The 683-nt window shown below is 54.2% G+C and carries 1 protein-coding gene; it reads left to right on the top strand.

The features are described from left to right. On the top strand, nt 1-627 hold a 627-nt coding region (locus tag AC2FCQ_RS24640), incomplete at its 5' end, for an IS5-like element IS903B family transposase (protein WP_490309169.1). Nucleotides 628-683: the final 56 nt, after the last annotated feature.

Genomic DNA, 683 nt, shown 5'->3' with positions numbered 1-683 from the left:
GCAAAGTCGGTTAATGTCAGTTTCAAAACGCCCACCCGGGGTGAAATCGCACACCTGGTAATTGATTCCACCGGGCTGAAGGTCTTCGGTGAAGGCGAGTGGAAAGTCAAAAAGCATGGCCAGGAACGCCGCCGTATCTGGCGTAAGCTGCATCTCGCCGTTGACAGTAAAACACATGAAATCATCTGCGCTGACCTGTCGCTGAACAACGTTACGGACTCAGAGGCCTTCCCCGGGTTAATCCGGCAAACCCACCGGAAAATCAGGTCAGCCGCCGCCGATGGCGCTTACGATACCCGGCTATGTCACGATGAACTGCGGCGTAAGAAAATCAGCGCGCTTATCCCTCCCCGAAAAGGTGCGGGTTACTGGCCCGGTGAATATGCAGACCGTAACCGTGCAGTGGCTAATCAGCGAATGACCGGGAGTAATGCGCGGTGGAAATGGACAACAGATTACAACCGTCGCTCGATAGCGGAAACGGCGATGTACCGGGTAAAACAGCTGTTCGGGGGTTCACTGACGCTGCGTGACTACGATGGTCAGGTTGCGGAGGCTATGGCCCTGGTACGAGCGCTGAACAAAATGACGAAAGCAGGTATACCTGAAAGCGTGCGTATTGCCTGAAAACACAACCCGCTACGGGGGAGACTTACCCGAAATCTGATTTATTCAACAAAGCC

The sequence above is a fragment of the Serratia sp. CoH_134_PS_4 genome, assembly GCF_058190535.1.
Note: the sequence above shows the minus strand (reverse complement) of the source record. Positions and strands in the feature narration are given on the sequence as shown.